This is a genomic window from Streptomyces sp. cmx-18-6, assembly GCF_046548915.1.
In the GTDB taxonomy this organism is placed as follows: domain Bacteria; phylum Actinomycetota; class Actinomycetes; order Streptomycetales; family Streptomycetaceae; genus Streptomyces.
This window is the reverse complement of the sequence record NZ_JAEBEP010000013.1, coordinates 64,270-81,099: the sequence shown is the minus strand read 5'-3', so window position 1 is coordinate 81,099 and position 16,830 is coordinate 64,270. Positions and strand designations below refer to the sequence as shown.

Genomic DNA, 16,830 nt, shown 5'->3' with positions numbered 1-16,830 from the left:
TCTCGTCTACATTCCTCGGCGCGGCGGCGCGTCCAGACCGTTCAGGAACGGGTTGGAGGCGCGCTCGCGGCCGATGGTCGTCTGGGGGCCGTGGCCGGACAGCACCACGGTCGAGTCGTCGAGCGGCAGGCACACGCGGGCCAGCGACTCGAGGAGCTCGGCGTGGTCGCCGCCGGGCAGGTCGGTGCGTCCGACGGAGCCGGCGAAGAGCAGATCGCCCGAGAAGAGGACCGGCGGTACGTCCGCGGCCTCGGGCATCCCGAACGTCACCGACCCCTTGGTATGGCCAGGCGCGTGCGAGACGCCGAACTCCAGCCCGGCCAGGGTCAGCTTCGAGCCGTCCGTCAGCTCCTTGACGTCGTCCGGCTCCCCCACGGTCAGCTCGCCCATGAGCGGCATCCCGATGGAGCGGCCGAGCGCCTTCTCCGGGTCGCTCATCATGTAGCGGTCCTCGGGGTGGATCCAGGCGGGGACGTCATGGGCGCCGCAGACGGGGACGACCGAGGCGACATGGTCGATGTGGCCGTGGGTGAGCACGACGGCGACGGGCTTCAGCCGATGCTTCCTGAGCGCTTCCTCGACGCCTTGGGCGGCCTGGTGGCCCGGGTCGATGATCACGCACTCCTCACCGGCGGCGGGGGCGACCAGATAGCAGTTGGTCCCCCAGGCCCCGGCGGGGAACCCGGCAATGAGCACGATCGTCCTTAATGTTCGTCCGGAGGATGCGGCCGCTGCGAAGGGTGCGGCGGATCAGAGCCTACCGGCGCTCCTCATGACACAGGTAACCCATATACGGTACGGGCAGCCCAGCCCCGTTCCCACGACGTAACAAGGAGCCCAACCGGTGTCCAGCAGCGAACAGCGGCGACGGCAGCTCGCCCGGGAGAAGTTCGAGCGCCAGCAGAGTCGCCGGGAGGAGGCGCGCCGCAGGACCACGCGCATCACGGCGATCGTTGTCGCGGCGGTGGCCGTGACCGCGGTCGCGGGCGTCAGCGCGTTCGTGCTTGCGGACAAGATCGGCGACGACGACAAGAAGAAGAACGACACGGCCGCGAGTCAGAGCCCGGAGCCGACGCCCTCGGAGGCCCAGAGCGAGAGCAAGGCCCCCGAGCCGCCGATGAAGATCGACAAGAAGGCCGCGTACACGATGTCGCTCGCCACGAGCCAGGGCGACCTGACGTTCTCGATGGACGCGGCGAAGACCCCGCACACGACCAACTCCTTCAAGGCGCTGGCCGACAAGGGCTACTTCGACGGGACGAAGTGCCACCGGCTCACCATGGAGGGCACGGGCATCTTCGTCCTCCAGTGCGGCGACCCGAAGGGCGACGGCTCGGGCGGCCCCGGCTACAACATCCCCGACGAGAACCTGGACGCGCACGGCAAGACGGACAAGGACGGGTACGCGACGTTCCCCGCGGGCATGGTGGCGATGGCCAATACCGGCCAGCCGGGGTCCGGCGGCAGCCAGTTCTTCATGGTCTACAAGGAGACGAAGCTCCCGCCCACCTACACCCCGTTCGGCACGCTGGACGACGCCTCGCTCAAGGCCGTGCAGAAGGTCGCGGCGGCGGGCGTCGAGGGCGGTGCGGACCAGGGCGAGCCGAAGAAGGCCGTGAAGATCGAGAAGGCGACCGTGAAGAAGGACTGATCCGCCTCCGCTCCCGCCCGGGCGGGCTCCGCCCCGGAGCGGCCGGGCGGGAGCGGATAATTTCGGCCGCGCTGAGTGCGGACAGCCGGGCGGCCGGTCGCCTAGATTGACGTTGTGCAGGGCGGGCGAGGCCCGCCCGAGGAAACTGTGGACGATGCCCGGGGGGTGAACCCCCTCGCAGGCATCAGGTGGAGGAGGCGCTGTGAGCAGCGACCCGTGGGGCCGCGTCGACGAGACGGGCACCGTGTACGTGCGTACAGCCGATGGCGAGCAGGTCGTCGGATCGTGGCAGGCCGGTTCCCCCGAGGAGGCTCTGGCCTATTTCGAGCGCAAGTACGACGGCATTGTGGTCGAGATCGGCCTCCTCGAACGGCGGGTGAAGACCACCGACCTGTCGGCGAAGGACGCGACCGCCGCGATCGACCATCTGCGGCAGCAGGTCGACGAGCACCACGCGGTGGGCGACCTGGACGCGCTCCGCAAGCGGCTGGACGCGCTCGTGGCGACGGTCGAGGCGCGCCGCGAGGAGCGCAAGCTCCTCAAGGCCAAGCAGACCGACGAGGCCAAGCACGCCAAGGAGGCGCTGGTCGCCGAGGCGGAGGAGCTGGCGCAGAGCGAGCAGTGGCGGTCGGCCGGTGAGCGGCTGCGGGCGCTGGTGGACACCTGGAAGGGTCTCCCCCGCCTGGACCGCAAGTCGGACGACGAGCTGTGGCACCGCTTCTCGCACGCGCGCTCGGCGTTCTCCAAGCGGCGCAAGGCCCACTTCGCCGCGCTGGACGCCCAGCGCGAGGACGCCCGCAAGGCCAAGGAGAAGCTGGTCACCGAGGCCGAGGCGCTGTCCGGCTCCACGGACTGGGTGCCCACGGCCGCGCGTTACCGCGACCTGATGACCGAGTGGAAGGCGGCGGGCCGCGCCCAGCGCGAGGCCGAGGACGACCTCTGGAACCGTTTCCGCGGCGCCCAGGACGTCTTCTTCGCCGCCCGCAGCGAGGTCTTCGCCGAGCGCGACGCCGAGCAGGGCGAGAACCTCAAGCTCAAGGAGGAGCTCGCAGCCGAGGCCGAGAAGCTGGTGCCGGTGAAGGACCTGAAGGCGGCCCGTGCCGCGTTCCGGTCCCTCAACGAGCGCTGGGAGGCCATCGGCCACGTACCGCGTGACGCCCGCCCGAAGGTCGAGGGCCGGATGCAGGCGGTGGAGCGGGCGCTCCAGGAGTCCGAGGAGTCCGAGTGGCGCCGGACGAACCCGGAGGCGCGGGCCCGCGCCGAGGGCCTGACCGGTCAGCTCCAGGCGGCCGTGGACAAGCTGCGCGGCCAGATCGACACCGCGCGCGCCCAGGGCAACAACGCCCGCGCGGACAAGCTGGCCAAGGAGCTGGAGGGCCGTCAGGCGCTGCTGGACCAGGCGCTCAAGGGCCTGGAGGAGTTCGGCGGCTGACCGAGCGTGTGGGAGGGGGCCCGGTGCGCATCGCGTGACCGGGCCCCCTTTTTCGTTGCTTTCTTACGACTTTCGTTGCTTTCCTACGACCGTTCAGCTGCCTTTACAGCCTTTCATCGCCCATACGGTCTTTTCGCCGCTCTTGCCGTCTCTTCATCGTTCCTACGGCCTGCGGGCCGAGGTGACCCGGTAGACGTCGTAGACGCCCTCCACCCCGCGTACGGCCTTCAGGACGTGGCCCAGGTGCTTGGGGTCGCCCATCTCGAAGGTGAAGCGCGAGATGGCCACCCGGTCGCGGGAGGTCTGCACGGCCGCCGACAGGATGTTGACGTGCTGGTCGGAGAGGATCCGGGTGACGTCGGAGAGCAGCCGGGAGCGGTCCAGCGCCTCGACCTGGATGGCGACCAGGAAGACCGAGGACTGGGTGGGGGCCCACTCCACTTCGAGGATCCGCTCGGGCTGCTGCGAGAGCGACTCCACGTTGACGCAGTCGGCGCGGTGCACGGAGACGCCGCTGCCCCGGGTGACGAAGCCGATGATCGGGTCGCCGGGGACGGGCGTACAACAGCGGGCCAGCTTGACCCAGACGTCCTCGACGCCCTTGACGACGACGCCGGGGTCCGCGTTGGCGCGGCGCTTGCTGCGGCCGTGCGAGGGCGGGGTGGACTCGGCCAGGTCCTCGTTGGCCTCGTCGTGGCCGCCGAGGGCCTGCACCAGCTTCTGCACGACGCCGGCCGCCGCGACATGGCCCTCGCCGATCGCCGCGTACAGCGAGGAGATGTCGGGGTAGCGCATCTCGTGGGCGAGGGTGACCAGGGAGTCGCCGGTCAGGATGCGCTGGATCGGCAGGTTCTGCTTGCGCATGGCCCGCGCGATGGCGTCCTTGCCCTGCTCGATGGCCTCGTCGCGGCGCTCCTTGGAGAACCAGGCGCGGATCTTGTTGCGGGCGCGCGGCGACTTGACGAAGCCGAGCCAGTCGCGGGAGGGCCCGGCGCCGGCCGCCTTGGAGGTGAAGACCTCCACCAGGTCGCCGTTGTCGAGCGTCGATTCGAGCGGGACGAGCCGCCCGTTGACCCGTGCCCCTATGGTCCGGTGGCCGACCTCGGTGTGGACGGCGTACGCGAAGTCGACGGGCGTCGCACCGGCGGGCAGCGCTATCACGTCGCCCTTCGGCGTGAAGACGAAGACCTCGTTGCGCGAGAGGTCGAAGCGCAGGGACTCCAGGAACTCGCTGGGGTCCTCGGTCTCCTTCTGCCAGTCCAGGAGCTGGCGCAGCCACGCCATGTCGTTGACGGTGTCCTGGCCGCGCCCGGTGTTCTTGGGGACGTCGGTGCGCACCTTGGAGGCGCCCGCGACGGCCTCCTGCTTGTACTTCCAGTGCGCGGCGATGCCGTACTCGGCGCGGCGGTGCATGTCGAACGTACGGATCTGGAGCTCGACGGGCTTGCCGCTGGGACCGATCACCGTGGTGTGCAGCGACTGGTACATGTTGAACTTGGGCATCGCGATGTAGTCCTTGAACCGCCCGGGCACCGGGTTCCACCGGGCGTGGACGGTGCCGAGCGCCGCGTAGCAGTCGCGGACCGTATCGACGAGGACGCGAATGCCCACCAGGTCGTAGATCTCCGCGAAGTCGCGGCCTCGTACGATCATCTTCTGGTAGACGCTGTAGTAGTGCTTGGGCCGGCCGGTGACGGTGGCCTTGATGCGGGCGGCGCGCAGGTCGGACTGGACCTCGTCGGTCACTATGGCGAGGTATTCGTCGCGCTTGGGGGCCCGCTCCGCGACGAGCCGGACGATCTCGTCGTACATCTTGGGGTAGAGGATCGCGAAGGCGAGGTCCTCCAGCTCCCACTTGATGGTGTTCATGCCCAGCCGGTGCGCCAGCGGGGCGTAGATCTCCAGCGTCTCGCGGGCCTTCTTCTCCTGCTTCTCCCGCTTCAGGTAGCGCATGGTGCGCATGTTGTGGAGCCGGTCCGCGAGCTTGATGACCAGGACCCGGGGGTCCTTGGCCATGGCGACGACCATCTTGCGTACGGTCTCGGCCTGCGCGGCCTCGCCGAACTTGACCTTGTCCAGCTTGGTGACGCCGTCGACGAGCAGCGCGACCTGGTCGCCGAACTCGCGGCGCAGGGTGTCGAGCCCGTACTCGGTGTCCTCGACGGTGTCGTGCAGCAGCCCGGCCATCAGGGTGGCCGGGTCCATGCCCAGCTCGGCCAGGATGGTGGTGACGGCGAGCGGGTGCGTGATGTAGGGGTCGCCGCTCTTGCGCTTCTGGCCGCGGTGCCAGCGCTCGGCCACCTGGTAGGCGCGCTCGATCTGGCGGAGCGTGGCCGTCTCGATCTTGGGGTCGTTGCCCCGGACCGTACGCAGCAGGGGTTCGAGCACCGGGTTGTACGGGCTGGAGCGCTGGACGCCCAGACGCGCGAGGCGGGCCCGCACCCGGTTGGAGGAGCCGCCGGAACGGGGCGCGGAACCGGCCGGGACGGCGGGCTTCACGGGGGCCGGGGGCGTGGGGGCAGGCGGTGTCGGGGCCGGGGGCTTCGGCGGCGGGGCGTCCGTCGAGGGCTTGGGCTTCTCCGGGGCCTTGGCGGGCGGGCTCGCGGGCGTGGCCGGTTTCGTGGGCTCGGCGGGCTTCGCAGCGGGCGCGTCGGCCGGGGGGCGCGCGGAGCCGGCGGCGGGGTCCGGGGGCGCGGGCTCCGGCGCGTTCGAGGGCGCGGCCTTCCGGGGCGTGGCGGGGGCCGCCGCGGGCTTGTCGGGCTGCGGGGCGGCGGCTGACTGGGCCTCGTCTGGCAAGAGCGCTCCTCGTGCGGATCCGGGGTACCCGGAGAGCCCATGGTAACGATCCCCGTGCCCGCCTCGCGCTCCGGTGACGGGGAACGGGAAAGCGGGCGCCGGAACAGGTCCGGCGCCCGCTTTCGTGATCGTCCCCCTGTACGCCGTCCCGGTCCCGGTCCCGGCGGAAGCTGGTCAGGCCCCTCGGGTCACCGGGACGGCACGTGGGGTCCTAGCGCCACTCGATGAGCGAGGCGCCCTTGATCTTGATGGTCTTGTTGGCGGCCACGTTGCCCCACGGCACCTTGATGGCGCCCTTCGCGCCGCAACCGGCCTTGTGCCACTTGTCGCGGCCCTTGCTGTCGAAGCCGAGGACCATGATGCACGGCTTCCCGCGAACGGCGCTCCACTGGTACACCGCCTTGTAGCCCGGGCGGCCGAAGATGGAGCACTGCTTGTCCTTGGCGGTGCTCCACTTGCGCGGGATGCCACCGGCCTTCTTCCACTTGCCGGGACAGGCAGCCGCGAGCTCGACCGTCGTCTCCTTGGCCGTCGTCGGCGTCGCGCTCTGCGGGGCCTTGGTCTGCGGCGTCGCGATCGCCGGGGCGGTCGCCCCCGACAGTGCCGCGGCGGACATGAGGGCGACGGCCCCCGTGGCGATCTTGTGCGAGATCTTCATAGGCTTTCCCCTTTTGGTACACGTACGCCCCCTCGCGGGGGTGGTCGCCTCAGATTTAACAACCGTCACTTCGTTCCCACCAGCAACATCCCAGCCAATCGAACGAACGTTTAGAGCAAGGGCTCACCGTGCCGCGTCCGACATGGAAAGCAGCAGCTCAGAGGGGTGGAGAACACGGAAGAGGGCTGCGGGTCCAAGACCCGCAGCCCTCTTCTCGCCTACTCATTGCATCTGCTACGGCTTACGGCCGCGGCCTTCGGTCGATGGCCGGAACCGGACGTCAGAGCGAGATCAACGCCTCCAGCGGCGCGCCCGCGAGCTTCGGCTCCACCCGCCCCCGGCCGCCGAGGAAGCCCAGCTCCATCAGCACGGCCAGACCGGCCGGCTCCGCACCGGCCCGGCGGACGAGGTCCAGCGACGCCCCGGCGGTGCCGCCGGTGGCCAGCACGTCGTCGATGAGCATCACCCGGTCGCCCGGACCGACGTCCTCGGCGTGCACCTCGATCTCGGCGACGCCGTACTCCAGCTCGTAGCTCTGGGACAGCGTTGCGCCGGGGAGCTTGCCGGCCTTGCGGAACGGGATGAAGCCGAGACCGGCCCGGACGGCGACCGGCGCGGCCAGGATGAAGCCGCGCGCCTCCAGGCCCGCGACCTTCGTCGCCCCGTGCCTGAGGCACAGCTCGGTCAGGGTGTCCGTCAGCGCGGCGAAGGCGACCGGGTCCGCGAGCAGCGGGGTGATGTCCTTGAACAGCACCCCGGGCTTCGGGTAGTCGGCGACGTCCCGGATGCGGCTCAGCAGGAGGTCCCTGGAAACCTCGACCGTCATCGGCGCTTGTCCGATCCCTGGCCCCGGTGACGGCCCGGAGAGCCGACACCCGCCTCGCGGGGTTCGTCGTCCTGGTCGTCCCGTCCGGAGCCCTCTCCGGACCCGGCCGACTCGTCCCTGGCGCCGGCTGCCGCACGCTTGGCGAGCACCCGCTGCCGCAGCGCCTTTATCTGCGGGTCGCGCTCCTTGAGGTCGGCGACGAGCGGAGTGGCGATGAAGATGGACGAGTAGGCGCCGGCGGCGAGGCCGACGAACAGCGACAGCGAGATGTCGTTCAGCATGCCCGCGCCCAGGAAGCCGCCGCCGATGAAGAGCAGGCCGGCGACCGGCAGCAGGGCGACGACCGTGGTGTTGATGGAACGCACCAGCGTGCTGTTGATGCTGCGGTTCGCGATCTCGCTGTAGGTGAAGCGCGTCTGCTTGGTGACGCCCTTCTGCCCCTCCTTGAGCGAGTCGAAGACCACCACCGTGTCGTAGAGCGAGTATCCGAGAATGGTCAGCAGACCGATCACCGTCCCCACGGTGACCTCGAAGCCGACCAGGACGTAGATCCCCACCGTGATGGTGATGTCGTGGATCAGGGCGATCAGGGCCGCCACGGCCATGCGCCACTCGAAGGCGATGGCCAGATAGATCACCACCAGGATCATGAAGATCCCTAGGCCCGTCCACGCCTTGTTGGCGATCTGGGCACCCCAACTGGGGCCCACCAGGTCGGCGTTGATCTGGGAGGCGGGGATGTCCAGGGCCTCGGCGAGGCCCTTCTGGACCTCGTTGGCCTCCTGGGTGCCCACGCCGCTGATCTGGATGCGCACACCGCCGTTGCCCAGTCCCTGGACCAGCGGGATGTGCTCGGAGACCGATTCGGCGGCGGCCGTCGCGTCGGCGACGGACACGTCCACCTTCTGGGTGGTGAAGACCGCACCGCCCTTGAACTCGATGCCCATGTTGAGGCCCTGGACGGCCAGGCCGATGACGGCCGTGATCGTGATCAGGATGGAGACGCCGTACCAGATCATCCGCTTGCCGATGAAGTCGTAGCCGACTTCACCGTTGTAGAGCCTGGCACCGAGGTTGCCGAGTCGCGACATCTCACGCCTCCTTAGTGTCGAGAGGAGCAGGGGCGGCACGGCGGGTGCGCCGCAGCGGCGGCTGGACGCCCAGACGCTGCGGGTCGAGACCGGACCAGGGGTGGCCGCCCGAGAAGAACTTCGTACGCGCCATGAGCGTCATCACCGGCTTGGTGAAGAGGAAGACCACGACGACGTCCAGCAGCGTGGTCAGGCCCAGGGTGAAGGCGAAGCCCTGCACCTTGCCGACCGTGACCAGGAAGAGCACGGCGGCGGCGAGGAAGGAGACGAAGTCCGACACCAGGATCGTGCGGCGGGCACGCGGCCAGGCGCGCTCGACCGCCGGGCGGAGCGTGCGCCCCTCGCGGATCTCGTCACGGATGCGTTCGAAGTAGACGATGAACGAGTCCGCTGTGATGCCGATGGCCACGATCGCCCCGCAGACCGCGGGCAGGTTGAGCGCGAAGTTGATGGCCTCGCCCAGCAACACCATGATCGTGTAGGTGAGGATTCCGGAGACCAGCAGGCTGACCAGGGCGATCAGAGCCAGACCGCGGTAGTAGGCCACCAGGTAGATGATGACCAGGGCGAGACCGATGGCGCCGGCGATCAGACCGGCCTTCAGCTGCTCGCTGCCGAGCGCGGCGGTGACGGTGGTGACGCTGTCCTCCGAGAAGGCCAGCGGCAGGGCTCCGTAGGAGAGGATGTTCGCCAGGTCCTGGGCGCTCTCCCGGTTGAAGCTGCCGGAGATCTCCGCGCTGCCGTTCGCGATGGTGGTGCTGACCGAGGGCGCGGACTGGACCCGGCCGTCGAGCGTGATCGCGAACTGGTTCTGCGGGGCCTGCTGGGTGGCGAGCTTGCCCGTGGTGGTGGCGAACTTCTTCGCACCCTTGTCCGTGAAGCCCAGCTGGACGATCCAGATCCCGCGCTGGGGGTCGAACACGCCCTTGGCGTCCTTGACGTCCGTGCCCTCCACCTCGGCCGGGCCGAGAATGTACTTGGCGTCGCCCTCGACACTACAGGCGACCGTGGGCTCGTCCGGCTTGGCGGCCGGTTCGTCGGACTGCTCCTCGCCCGGCTTGCACTCGAGCGCGGCGAACTTCTTCTCCAGCTCGGAGGTAGCGGCCGAGGCCGAGGGGTCGGGGCTCGGGGAGGCGTCGGGCTTGCCGGACGCCGATGCGGAGGGCGAGGGGGTCTCGTCCTTCGTGACGGCGCCGGGCACCGCACGGCCCTGCGTGGTGGCGGAGGCCGAAGGGGTCGGCTCAGCGGTCGCGGACGGGGTGGCGGAGCCGGACGGCTTGTCCCCCTCACCGCTCTTGCCGCTCGGAGCGGGGGTCGGGGAACCGCTGCCGGTCCCCGGCTCCGGCGTCGCGCCGGCCACGGCCAGCACCTGCCGGAAGTAGAGCTGCGCCGTGGTGCCGACCTGCTCCCGCGCCTGCTCATCGTTGGTCCCCTTGGGGATGTTCACGATGATGTGCTCGCGGCCCTGCGTCTGCACCTCCGCCTCGGAGACGCCCAGACCGTTGACGCGCCGCTCGATGATGCTGACGGCGGTGTTCATGTTGGTCGGGTTGATCGCGTCGGGCTTGCCCGCCTCGCTCTTGGCCTTGAGCGTGATGCTCGTACCGCCCGCGAGGTCGATCCCCAGGCGGGGGGTCGTCTTGCCGGAGAGGAACATTCCCCCGGTCAGCGCCACCATGACGATGACGATCAGTGCCAGAGCGCGCCAGGGCCTGCCCTGTGACGCCGTAGGCTTCCGGCCCTTCTTAGCTGCCACCTTCTCGTTTCTCCCTGTCCAACCGCCGGCACGCAGTGTGCACCAAGGCGGCCACGAAGTGTTGTGGGGAGCGGCCCCCCGTAAAGTCGGCACGGCCGGGGACTGCCGGAGCCGACAAGCGGCCGGCAGTCCCCGGTGCGGCTACTTCGCGTCGCCGCCGTCTGCCTTGCGGTCCTTGGTCTGCGCGTCCTCGGCGTCCGCGGCGTCCTTGACGTCGGTGGCGTCCGTGGACCCGGCCTCGTCGGCCGTGTCGCTCTTGGAGAGGTTGAGCTTGCCGTCGTCCGGGGTGTCGTCCGCGGCCGTCAGCGAGGAGGCGTCGTCGGGGACGACCGGCGTGTCGGTCTCCAACTCGTCGTCGCCGTGCACGATGCGGTTGTACTCGGCGTCGTCGAGGACGGCGCCGATCGCGTTCTTCGCGTAGATGGCGTGCACGCCGGGGGCGACCTCGAGGAGAACGGTGTCGTCGTGGACTTCCTTGACGGTCGCGTACATGCCCCCGATCGTCCGGACACCGGTGCCGGGCTGCATGTCGTTGCGCATCTGCGCGGCCGCCGCCTGCTTCTTCTTGGCGGAGCGGGTCATCAGGAACATGGCCCCGATGAGCACGATGAAGGGGAGAAGAGTCAAGATATCCACGGGACGGGAATTCCTTCGCACGACCGCGCTGGAATGCGGCCTGTTATATACGGGGGTGGGTACACCGACCGTTAAGGGCGGCATCGGCGGAGTCTAAGCGAGTCCGCATCGATGGAACAACGCCCAGCATGGCACCCCGGTTCCGCAGGTGGCCAACCTGTGACGCATCACGCCCCGAACAGGCCCTGTTGTCCCTTTGCGCCGTGCTGCGGCGGGATCAGTCCCAGATGGGCCCAGGCGGCGGGGGTGGCCACACGGCCGCGCGGCGTCCTGGCCAGCAGTCCTTCCCGTACGAGGAAGGGTTCGGCGACCTCCTCGACGGTCTCGCGCTCCTCCCCCACGGCGACCGCGAGGGTGGACAGGCCGACCGGGCCGCCGCCGAACAGTTTCAGCAGCGCGCCGAGCACCGCGCGGTCCAGCCGATCGAGTCCGCGCGCGTCAACCTCGTACACCTTGAGGGCCGCCGCCGCGATGGTCCGGTCGATCGTGCCCTCCGCCTTGACCTGGGCGTAGTCCCGGACGCGGCGCAGCAGGCGGTTGGCGATACGGGGGGTGCCCCGGGAGCGTCCGGCGATCTCGGCGGCGCCCTCCACGTCGATGCCGACGTCCAGGAGGCGGGCGGAGCGGTGGATGACGCGCTCCAGCTCGGTGGGGGCGTAGAACTCCATGTGGCCGGTGAAGCCGAAGCGGTCGCGCAGCGGGGGCGGCAGGAGTCCGGCCCTCGTGGTGGCCCCGACCAGGGTGAACGGCGGCAGTTCGAGCGGGATAGCGGTGGCGCCGGGGCCCTTGCCGACGATCACGTCGACGCGGAAGTCCTCCATCGCCATGTAGAGCATCTCCTCGGCGGGCCGCGACATGCGGTGGATCTCGTCGAGGAAGAGGACCTCGCCCTCCTGGAGGGAGGAGAGGATCGCCGCGAGGTCGCCGGCGTGCTGGATGGCGGGGCCCGAGGTGATGCGGATCGGGGCGTTCATCTCCGCCGCGATGATCATCGAGAGGGTCGTCTTGCCGAGGCCGGGGGCCCCGGAGAGCAGCACGTGGTCGGCGGTGGCGCCCCGGGCGCGGGCCGCCTTGAGGACCAGGTCGAGCTGTTCGCGGACCTTCTCCTGGCCGACGAACTCGTCCAGGTCCTTGGGGCGCAGCGCCGCCTCGACGGCGGTGTCCTCGCCGTCGAGGTGGCCGGCGTCGACCAGCCGGTCGTCGAGGACCGGGCCGGTCGGCTCGTCGGTCTCGGGTCCGGTCGCGTCCGGGTTCATCAAGGGCCTCTTCGGTGGTTCGGCGCCGGTCAGCGTGCGCGGTTGAGGGTCTGGAGGGCGGCCCGCAGCAACTGCGGCACGGGGGGTGCGACGCCCTCGGCGACGGCCGCCTCGGCCTGCGGGGCGACGGCGCCGACCGCCTCGTCGGCCTCGCGGGTGGCGTAGCCGAGGCCGATGAGCGCGGCCTGGAGCTGGTCGCGCCAGCCGGAGGTGACGGGCGTGCCGATGCCCTGCTGGCCGATGTGCGCGCCGACCGGTTCGCCGAGCCGGTCCTTGAGCTCCAGGAGCAGCTTCTGCGCGCCCTTCTTCCCGATGCCGGAGACGGCCGTGAGGGCCTTCTCGTCACCGGTGGAGACGGCCAGGCGCAGTGCGTCGGGACTGTGGGTGGCCAGCATCGCCTGGGCGAGGCGGGGGCCGACGCCGCTGGCGGTCTGGAGCAGTTCGAAGACCTGTCGCTCGTCGTCGTCGGCGAAGCCGTACAGCGTGAGGGAGTCCTCCCGGACGACGAGGGAGGCGGCGAGCTTGGCCTCCTGGCCGATGCGCAGGCCGGCCAGGGTCTGCGGGGTGCACTGGAGGGCCATGCCGATGCCGCCGACCTCGATGACGGCCGTGGTCGGGGCGAGCGCGGCCACCGGGCCGGAGACGAAGGCGATCATGCGGCGGGGCCTTTCAGCGTGCGGGACGTGCGGGGCGTGCGCGATGCGCCGGGCGTACGGGAGATGCCGGGCGGCGGCTGCGTACGGGACGCGCCCGGTGTGCGGTGGGCGGCGACCGCCTGCTGGAGCCGGTTCTGCGCGGGGGCGCGCCAGATGTGGCAGATGGCGAGCGCGAGGGCGTCGGCGGCGTCGGCGGGCTTGGGGGGCGCGTCCAGCCTGAGCAGCCGGGTCACCATGGCTCCGACCTGTGCCTTCTCCGCGCGGCCCGATCCGGTGACGGCGGCCTTGACCTCGCTGGGCGTGTGCAGGGCGACCGGGATGCCGCGGCGGGCGGCGCAGAGCATGGCCACCGCGCTGGCCTGGGCGGTGCCCATCACCGTACGGACGTTGTGCTGGGCGAAGACCCGCTCCACCGCCACGTAACCCGGGGAGTGCTCGTCGAGCCACTGCTCTATGCCGCGCTCGATGGCGACGAGCCGGTCGCCGAGCTCCGCGTCGGACGGGGTGCGCACGACGCCGACGCCGATCATGGTCAGCGGGCGGCCCGCGACCCCTTCGACCACGCCGACGCCGCACCGGGTCAGCCCCGGGTCGATGCCCAGAACCCGCATGGAGCCCCCTGTCCTCGCTGCTCGCCCTGCCCACTCGTTCATCTGTTCCCGCAGGCTATCGGCTCGCACTGACAAACCGTCGCAACCGACAGGACGACGGGCCGACGGGGTGTGTCCCCGTCGGCCCGTCGTCACGTCGTACCGGGCTGTGCCGGCCGCGCCTCAGGCGTCGACCTTCTCCATGACCTCGTCGGACACGTCGAAGTTGGCGAAGACGTTCTGCACGTCGTCGCTGTCCTCCAGCGCGTCGATGAGCTTGAAGATCTTGCGCGCGCCCTCTTCGTCCAGCTCGACCTGCATGGTCGGCAGGAAGTTGGCCTCGGCGGAGTCGTAGTCGATGCCCGCCTCCTGGAGCGCCGTGCGCACCGCGACCATGTCGGTGGCCTCGCTGACCACCTCGAAGGTCTCGCCGAGGTCGTTGACCTCCTCGGCGCCCGCGTCGAGGACCGCGCCGAGGACGTCGTCCTCGCCCAGCTCGCCCTTGGGGACGATGACGACGCCCTTGCGGTTGAAGAGGTACGAGACGGAGCCCGGGTCGGCCATCGAGCCGCCGTTCCGGGTCATCGCCACGCGTACGTCGGAGGCGGCGCGGTTGCGGTTGTCGGTGAGGCACTCGATGAGCACCGCGACACCGTTGGGGCCGTAACCCTCGTACATGATCGTCTCGTAGTCGGCGCCGCCCGCTTCGAGACCGCCGCCGCGCTTGACCGCGGAGTCGATGTTCTTGTTCGGGACGGAGCTCTTCTTCGCCTTCTGGATGGCGTCGACGAGGGTCGGGTTTCCATCGGGGTCCACGCCGCCGGAGCGCGCGGCGACCTCGATGTTCTTGATCAGCTTCGCGAAGAGCTTGCCGCGCTTGGCGTCAATCACGGCCTTCTTGTGCTTCGTCGTAGCCCATTTAGAGTGGCCGGACATCTGCCTTCTCCTTCGCGTCACCAAAATCGAGTCGAACCCGAGAGATCCTACCGGGGTCCACTCACTTCACCGCGCGCACCATGTCCACGAACAGAGCGTGCACGCGATGGTCGCCGGTCAGTTCGGGATGGAACGACGTGGCGAGGGCATTGCGCTGCCGAACGGCCACGATGTGGCCGCCGTGCTCGGCGATGACCTCGGCCTCGGCCCCGACCGACTCCACCCAGGGGGCGCGGATGAACACGCCCTCCACCGGGCCGCCGTCGATCCCGTCGACCTCGACCGCGGCCTCGAAGGACTCGTTCTGCCGGCCGAAGGCGTTGCGGCGGACGATCATGTCGATGCCGCCGACGGTCTCCTGGCCCGAGCGCGGGTCGAGGATCTTCTCGGCCAGCAGGATCATCCCGGCGCAGGTGCCGTAGACCGGCATCCCGGCCCGCACCCGCTCGCGCAGCGGCTCCATCATGCCGAAGAGGACCGCCAGTTTGGATATGGTGGTGGATTCGCCGCCCGGGATGACCAGGCCGTCGACCTCGGCGAGCTCCTCGGGACGCCGGACCGGCCTGGCCAGGGCGTCCGCCGAGGCCAGGGCGATCAGGTGTTCCCGTACGTCGCCCTGGAGTGCGAGGACGCCGATCACAGGGGTGTCGCTCATCAGTGGTTACCAGCCGCGGTTGGCGTAGCGCTCGGACTCGGGCAGGGTGTCGCAGTTGATGCCGACCATGGCCTCGCCCAGGTTGCGGGAGGCGTCCGCGATGACCTTCGGGTCGTCGTAGAAGGTGGTGGCCTTCACGATGGCGGCGGCGCGCTTGGCCGGGTCGCCGGACTTGAAGATGCCGGAGCCGACGAAGACGCCCTCGGCGCCGAGCTGGCGCATCAGCGCGGCGTCGGCCGGGGTGGCCACGCCACCGGCGGAGAACAGCACGACCGGCAGCTTGCCGAGCTCGGCGACCTCCTTGACCAGCTCGTAGGGGGCGCGCAGGTCCTTGGCGGCGGCGTACAGCTCGTTGTTGTCGAAGCCGCGCAGACGGGCGATCTCGTTCTTGATCTGGCGCAGGTGGCGGACGGCCTCGACGACGTTGCCGGTGCCGGCCTCGCCCTTCGAGCGGATCATGGCCGCGCCCTCGGCGATGCGGCGCAGGGCCTCGCCCAGGTTGGTGGCGCCGCAGACGAAGGGGGTGGTGAAGGCGAACTTGTCGCTGTGGTTGACCTCGTCGGCCGGGGTGAGGACCTCGGACTCGTCGATGTAGTCGACGCCGAGGGACTGGAGGACCTGGGCCTCGACGAAGTGGCCGATGCGGGACTTGGCCATGACGGGGATGGAGACGGCCCCGATGATCTCCTCGATCATGTTGGGGTCGGACATCCGGGCCACGCCGCCGTCCTTGCGGATGTCGGCGGGCACCCGCTCCAGGGCCATGACGGCCACGGCGCCCGCGTCCTCGGCGATCTTCGCCTGCTCGGCGTCGACGACGTCCATGATCACGCCGCCCTTGAGCTGCTCGGCCATGCCGCGCTTGACGCGGGCGGTGCCGATGGCGGGGGACTCGGCGGACTGCGGGGTGCTGGGAAGCGTGGACACGGAACCTCACTCGGTGAAAAGACGCTGGATACTGCGCCCCTGAGGAAACGCTGTGGGACCAGTCCACAGCAAGGGCCAATAGGGAGGCCGTGGATCGTTTTGGCCCCGTATCCGCTCCCCGGCCGTCCCGGGCTCCCGGTCTCCGGCCGTCTCAGGTTCCCGCTCTCCGGCCGTCTCGGGCTCCCGGTCCCCCGGCTGTCTCGGGTCCCCGGTCCCTCGGCCGTCCCGGGTTCCCGGTTCCCCGGCCTCCTCAGGTTCCCGGGCGGTCCGCGAGCGCCACCGGCGGGGCGTCGTCCATCTCGAAGGCGAGCGGGAAGGGCGCGTGCCCGGCCAGCCGGAACAGCCGTACGGTACGGTGCCGGCGCAGCGCCCGGGCGGCGCGCACGGAGTCGTTGTGGAAGCGACGGGCCATCGGTACGCGGCGTACGGCGGCGGCCAGTTCGGTGGCCGCCTCCTCCCCGCCGGGGACCTCCTTCACCGCTTCCACCTGGGCCGGTTCGCCGAACACCGCGCGCAGGGCGGTGCTGAGCTCGCTCTCGGCGACCTCGCGGTGGTCTTCCTCGGCCTGCCGGGCGGCGTGCGCGGCCTCGTACAGGACGATGGAGGCGGCCGGGTCCAGGACGCCGGAGGTGGCGAGCTCCTGGGTGACCGAGGCGCGGCGCAGGAGCTGGGCGTCGAGTGCGGCGCGGGAGGCGTCGATCCGGGAGTGCAGGCGGTCGAGCCGGCCGGCGGTCCAGCTGAGGTACACGCCGATCGCGACGAGGGCGACGACGATCCAGACGATGAGGGTTACGGTCACGGTCGCACACGCTACCGCCGCCGGGGCCCGCCCTTTCCAACGGGCCGCCCCGGCCCCGCCTCCGGCCGGAGGCCCCCGGCCGCGTCGGACGGCCCCTTCAGACGAGGCGCGTGAGGCACACGAGACGCGTGAGGCACATGAGGCCGGGTGCGCGCCCGGCCCCCC

General features: G+C 70.5%; 16 protein-coding genes. 2 read left to right on the top strand and 14 right to left on the bottom strand.

What is annotated here, in order from left to right; genetic code table 11:
• Positions 1–6: 6 nt before the first annotated feature.
• Positions 7–696 (bottom strand): MBL fold metallo-hydrolase, encoded by a 690-nt coding sequence (locus ACLJPL_RS26980; protein ID WP_411083534.1) that lies wholly within the window; start codon positions 694–696, stop codon positions 7–9.
• A 148-nt stretch (positions 697–844) separates the two neighbouring features.
• On the opposite strand from ACLJPL_RS26980, the gene ACLJPL_RS26975 reads away from it, so the two are divergent.
• Complete coding sequence (locus ACLJPL_RS26975) at positions 845–1,651, top strand: peptidylprolyl isomerase (RefSeq protein ID WP_411083533.1); 807 nt, start codon at positions 845–847, stop codon at positions 1,649–1,651.
• A gap of 202 nt (positions 1,652–1,853) precedes the next feature.
• On the top strand, positions 1,854–3,083 hold the full coding sequence (locus ACLJPL_RS26970; protein WP_411083532.1) for a DUF349 domain-containing protein: 1,230 nt from the start codon (positions 1,854–1,856) through the stop codon (positions 3,081–3,083).
• A gap of 162 nt (positions 3,084–3,245) precedes the next feature.
• Here the strand turns inward: ACLJPL_RS26970 and ACLJPL_RS26965 are convergent, their stop codons facing one another.
• From ACLJPL_RS26965 to ACLJPL_RS26905, 13 genes are all read right to left on the bottom strand, one after another.
• The gene (locus tag ACLJPL_RS26965; RefSeq protein ID WP_411083531.1) at positions 3,246–5,879 is read right to left on the bottom strand and encodes a RelA/SpoT family protein; all 2,634 of its coding nucleotides are present in this window, start codon (positions 5,877–5,879) and stop codon (positions 3,246–3,248) included.
• 211 nt (positions 5,880–6,090) lie between these two features.
• A complete protein-coding gene (locus ACLJPL_RS26960; RefSeq protein WP_411083530.1) occupies positions 6,091–6,537 on the bottom strand; it encodes a hypothetical protein in 447 nt (148 codons plus the stop codon).
• A 280-nt stretch (positions 6,538–6,817) separates the two neighbouring features.
• Positions 6,818–7,363, bottom strand: coding sequence for an adenine phosphoribosyltransferase (locus ACLJPL_RS26955; RefSeq protein WP_411083529.1), 546 nt, complete (start codon positions 7,361–7,363; stop codon positions 6,818–6,820).
• Positions 7,360–8,454, bottom strand: a complete 1,095-nt coding sequence (gene secF / locus ACLJPL_RS26950; RefSeq protein WP_411083528.1) for a protein translocase subunit SecF — start codon at positions 8,452–8,454, stop codon at positions 7,360–7,362. The genes ACLJPL_RS26955 and secF overlap by 4 nt, the downstream gene beginning before the upstream one ends.
• A gap of 1 nt (position 8,455) precedes the next feature.
• A complete protein-coding gene (secD, locus tag ACLJPL_RS26945) occupies positions 8,456–10,111 on the bottom strand; it encodes a protein translocase subunit SecD (protein ID WP_411083634.1) in 1,656 nt (551 codons plus the stop codon).
• Between the two features lie 240 nt (positions 10,112–10,351).
• A complete protein-coding gene (yajC, locus tag ACLJPL_RS26940) occupies positions 10,352–10,846 on the bottom strand; it encodes a preprotein translocase subunit YajC (protein ID WP_411083527.1) in 495 nt (164 codons plus the stop codon).
• A 167-nt stretch (positions 10,847–11,013) separates the two neighbouring features.
• Positions 11,014–12,102: a Holliday junction branch migration DNA helicase RuvB gene (gene ruvB, locus ACLJPL_RS26935; RefSeq protein ID WP_411083526.1), complete on the bottom strand. Its 1,089-nt coding sequence runs from the start codon at positions 12,100–12,102 to the stop codon at positions 11,014–11,016.
• A gap of 29 nt (positions 12,103–12,131) precedes the next feature.
• Positions 12,132–12,758: a Holliday junction branch migration protein RuvA gene (gene ruvA / locus ACLJPL_RS26930; protein WP_411083525.1), complete on the bottom strand. Its 627-nt coding sequence runs from the start codon at positions 12,756–12,758 to the stop codon at positions 12,132–12,134.
• Positions 12,755–13,369 carry a crossover junction endodeoxyribonuclease RuvC gene (ruvC, locus tag ACLJPL_RS26925; protein ID WP_411083524.1) on the bottom strand — a complete coding sequence of 205 codons (615 nt, stop codon included), beginning with the start codon at positions 13,367–13,369 and terminating at the stop codon, positions 12,755–12,757. Before ruvC ends, ruvA begins: the two co-directional genes overlap by 4 nt.
• Before the next feature lie 162 nt (positions 13,370–13,531).
• Positions 13,532–14,284 (bottom strand): YebC/PmpR family DNA-binding transcriptional regulator, encoded by a 753-nt coding sequence (locus ACLJPL_RS26920; protein ID WP_026242063.1) that lies wholly within the window; start codon positions 14,282–14,284, stop codon positions 13,532–13,534.
• A gap of 61 nt (positions 14,285–14,345) precedes the next feature.
• On the bottom strand, positions 14,346–14,939 hold the full coding sequence (pdxT, locus tag ACLJPL_RS26915; protein WP_411083523.1) for a pyridoxal 5'-phosphate synthase glutaminase subunit PdxT: 594 nt from the start codon (positions 14,937–14,939) through the stop codon (positions 14,346–14,348).
• A 6-nt stretch (positions 14,940–14,945) separates the two neighbouring features.
• Entirely contained in the window at positions 14,946–15,866 is a 921-nt protein-coding gene (gene pdxS / locus ACLJPL_RS26910; RefSeq protein ID WP_030574184.1) for a pyridoxal 5'-phosphate synthase lyase subunit PdxS, read from the bottom strand.
• Positions 15,867–16,116: 250 nt separating this feature from the next.
• On the bottom strand, positions 16,117–16,665 hold the full coding sequence (locus tag ACLJPL_RS26905) for a hypothetical protein (protein ID WP_411083522.1): 549 nt from the start codon (positions 16,663–16,665) through the stop codon (positions 16,117–16,119).
• Positions 16,666–16,830 lie beyond the last annotated feature (165 nt).